We start from the raw sequence: 3,954 nt of genomic DNA on the forward strand, positions 1-3,954 counted from the left end.
TGTCCATTAAAGAATTATTTGTCAGTTTTAAAGAATTAGTGTCCAGGCACTCGATTTTTTGAGTCATTTGGAATTAGAGTCATGGTCTAGTTCGGTAAATTCCAGTTTTAAAGAATTAGTGTCACCTTTCACCCACAATAGTAAAATCATGATCTAACAGGTACTGAAACAGTGGTTTCTGTATCTCAAAGGGCATAATTGGCGGGCGTGACTTGAGAATTGTCATCTAGGTAAAGTATAGGTATTACCTATAAGGATAAAACATTGTTAGAGCCTGGTTTAGCGGATCTAACTGTACCAAGACTTGACGTAAATATGAGCAACACTGGACGTAATAAAAAACTAGCTTCATTCAACTGCGATGTAGAACTTTGGGAAAAGTTCACCCGCCAGTGTCGAGATAACAGTACAACAGCCACTGCCGTACTAATTAATTTTATCTCCCAGTATGTAAATAATCCCTTAAGCGAAGTAGTTAAGAGTTCAGGGAATATAAAAGATCCAGGAAAAATAGATTGGGAACAGCTGATTAAACAACAGGTAGATAAGTACCTAGAACAAAATTTGCCCTCTTATTTAGATAAATATATAGCTAGTAATCAGGAAACAAGTAAAAAAAGACAAATAAATACTCAAAATAAAGAGTATTGGTTAGTCAAAGAGCGAGCTAAAGATTTAGGAAAAGAAATAACTGACAATCAACTCATACATATCGAATTGTATGCTAATGATGCTTTTAAACAAAGGCACGGAACTTTACCTAAGAAAAAGCTATTTCGGAATATTGAGTCTTTCACTTATCCAAAAAGTGATGTTGATATTTTAGATGCAGCGATATTAAAAATAACGGGGGATTAAAAAAAACTCAAAAAACTTACTTACCTTTATGAAAGTGGGGGTACTTACGCTTGTGCTAGAGACTAATGGTACTTTTCAACTAGGATAACTCTTATATGTTTGAATTATTCAGCTAAAGGGATACTCTGCTAGACGGTTTACTACGAGTTAACAGAATGGATTTTAAAGATGAAACGTCTAGAGCTAAATCAGGTTTTTCTAGGGAGAAAATTGCAATTTTCCGTAGCATTTCATATAGAGTTTCAGCCTGTCCCCCCGACCTTTCATAAAGAATGTTTACGATGCCACTATCACTTGTGAGATTTAATGGTTGCTTCCAGCCGCCTAGAACTTGAGACTCCCAACTTGATATGACTTCTACTGTTTCTTGTTTCTGGAATGAGCTAAATTCATGCCAATCTAAAAATGTATTGGCTACATCCGTATATTTCTTACTTTGACGGGTGAGAATTTCATGTAGATAAAGAGAACCAACAGGAATTACGGAAATTTTTAAGTGGCGAGTAATTTCAACAAGCTCGTTAAAAGATTGATAGCTGAGGTAATGTGCATTCCCAATGATTAGCACACTAACGTTGTAGTAACTGAGTGTCATCCAAGTACGATTTCTTAAGAGTTTTAATTGGCATACTCCCGTAAAAGGATTACTCAATTCTGATAAAATTGCTAGAAATAAATCTGTCGGAGAACCAGGCTGCTGAACTTGTGCATAAACAACAGGCATGGGAATTGAGTGTAAGCTTCCACGTTTGCGTACATATCTCAAGCGATAAAATTGACAAGCTTTTCTCAAATCTGCACAACTAACTGCAACAACATAACCATTAGCTCTAGAGTCACGTTGGAAATCTAACCATTTGAAAAGTTGTCGGTCTCGAATGAAAAGGTAATAGGTATCACTTTTTCTAATAGGATCAATCAAAGATTCTATTTCTGGTGGATGTTTTGATAGTGTCCCCAGATCGGTTTGAGGCTCTTGTTCTTCTATAAATTCTTGATAATTGGGTGATGATTGCGTCATAAAGACTACCAATTCTCTTCGATAATTTGGTTCCAGTCATAAACAATGCTTTGACTCGGTTTAGCGCATTGTTGTTTGGGTTCACTGACCAAATTTATTGCTGATTGATGAGATAGCTCAGTCGCATCCGTTTGCTTTTCTAAAATAACAGTAGTCTCTTTTCCTTCAGGAAATAATTCAATGACTTTGCTTTGATTTAATTTGCGGTTAATGCGTTTTTGTTCTGAAGCTCGTCGTTGTTTAAGAGTCTTGATTTTCTCTTGAGCGAACTCATTTAAAGCTAGTCGCTCTGAGAAAATTGACGACTGGTCAATAGCTTTACCACCAGAGCGAATCTTTTGCTTTATTGCCTTCCACTCCTTCAAGGACAGCCGTTCTTCATCTAAATCTCTAGCTTTTACCGTACCTAGAAAAACAGAAGCTTGATTGTTCTTCTCCACGCTATAAACCAGGAGAGTAACAATATTGCTGGGATTGTATCTGAGAGTAACTTGTTGTCCCTCAAATTTTTGTAGCCAAGTGGCGCTATAGATTAGGCACTCGAACTGTACACAGCCATAGGCTTGCACACAGCGCGGTACTGTCTTCATTAAGCATATATCTAACGCACGTTCTTCTAATAGCTTAGGTTGTTTGCCAATTAACCCTGCCCACCACCGTTGAATTCGTGTCTGATTTTTGACTCTAGGATAGAGATGTTGATTGTAGTGGTCAACAAAATATCGAGTTAATATTCTTTCAAATTCTTCGTAGGTGATACAGGCATATTTTTCGGCATCTAATGGTCTCTTTTGGACATTGGAGCCTTTATAGCCTGGTAGCATTGACAAAACCTCTTTATTTGCTTTGTCAAACAGGCTTTCAATTAGACCTCCTTGCTGCGGATAAGCACGTAACCGTAGTTGAATATTCAAATCCATTGCAATTCGTCGCAAATGCCCCGATCTAAATTCCTTGGCTCGGTCTGTGACAATATACTCAGGCAGCCCCCCTTCCATCCACTCATGTTGTATTTGATAATCAGGCGGATACTGTTTGGCCAAAATCGCATGACGCAGGGCTAGTGCTACTTCATGAGACCCTGCTGCCTCAAAGCCCAGATAGAACCCCATTGCACACCCAGAATAGCTATCGATGACCACAGTAATGTAGAGACTACCAGCTAGTTCTAAATTTTCATCTACTAATAAAGTGTCTAAACGAGTATGGTCTATTTGCCAGACTTGATTGCTACGCTCAACTACTAACTCTCCTGCCGTTGTCTTAATTACAATCCGAGAACCTTGCCCTGGATGTCGGACTTTTTTCTTTTCGACTAAGGGAGCTAGCACTTGATAAACAAAAACATGGCTTGGGTATTCACTCTCTTTCAACCCTAATTCCAATTCGGCGTGTCCCTTCACCTGGTTATAAACTTGGTTGCGATTCATGCGACGGCTATTTTTATTGCCATCTCTATAAGTTTTTTCGATAAAATCCACCCAATACTCAATGCTGGGCTGCCACTGCTTTTTCCCTCTACGTTTACCAGCATCCGCGCGTTTGGTTTTGGCTATTGCGGCTAATCCTTCAATGTCTGCCTTAGACAACATGCGAGTAATGGTTCGTGGATGCTTCCCTAACTTTTGCGCCCACTGTTTGATACGCTCCTGTTTGCCATCACCAGAAGTAGTACGGATGTCCTCTATCGCATCCATTTTCATGAGAATTTCTGTTTTCATCTGGGCATCCTCAATTTGCTCAATCAAGATTTTGTGGTCTTGTTGAGTGGGAGCCGTCAACTCCTCACTGTCGGGTGTCACCTCAGACAGATTGTTTTGTTCACCTTGGCTAGCTTTCTTTTCTAGCATTGCTGCTTTTAAGTATCACAAACGTGCGACTTCTGCCCGAAAAGGCATTTAATTATTTAAGCTTAAAGGAGCCATTTTTTCAAGAAAAGGCATTTAATTATTTAATAACGTTCAAAAAATACAAAAGCAGCAAAAAGCACTAACCCCTGTATCTATCAGGCTTTTAGCCTCATATACCACTTGACAGTAATTATTTAAAAGTGACAAATAATTCTTTAATGGACA

Annotated in this window: 3 protein-coding genes; 1 reads left to right on the plus strand and 2 read right to left on the minus strand. The window is 38.6% G+C overall.

Going from position 1 to position 3,954, the window contains the following annotated elements:
* Positions 1-264 precede the first annotated feature (264 nt).
* On the plus strand, positions 265-858 hold the full coding sequence (locus tag H6G92_RS38320; protein WP_242059528.1) for a hypothetical protein: 594 nt from the start codon (positions 265-267) through the stop codon (positions 856-858).
* Positions 859-970: 112 nt separating this feature from the next.
* On the opposite strand, the gene H6G92_RS38325 is transcribed toward H6G92_RS38320, so the two are convergent.
* Both H6G92_RS38325 and H6G92_RS38330 read right to left on the minus strand, forming a co-directional pair.
* Positions 971-1,879 (minus strand): ATP-binding protein, encoded by a 909-nt coding sequence (locus H6G92_RS38325; protein ID WP_190902029.1) that lies wholly within the window; start codon positions 1,877-1,879, stop codon positions 971-973.
* 5 nt (positions 1,880-1,884) lie between these two features.
* A complete protein-coding gene (locus tag H6G92_RS38330; protein ID WP_190902031.1) occupies positions 1,885-3,729 on the minus strand; it encodes a Mu transposase C-terminal domain-containing protein in 1,845 nt (614 codons plus the stop codon).
* Positions 3,730-3,954 lie beyond the last annotated feature (225 nt).

The sequence above is a fragment of the Nostoc foliaceum FACHB-393 genome, assembly GCF_014698505.1.
Lineage (GTDB): Bacteria > Cyanobacteriota > Cyanobacteriia > Cyanobacteriales > Nostocaceae > Nostoc > Nostoc foliaceum_A.

Bases quoted from the DNA above. Each gene is read 5' to 3' on its own strand.
- H6G92_RS38330 (WP_190902031.1), bottom strand. From the start codon at position 3,729: ATGCTAGAAAAGAAAGCTAGCCAAGGTGAACAAAACAATCTGTCTGAG.
- H6G92_RS38325 (WP_190902029.1), bottom strand. From the start codon at position 1,879: ATGACGCAATCATCACCCAATTATCAAGAATTTATAGAAGAACAAGAG.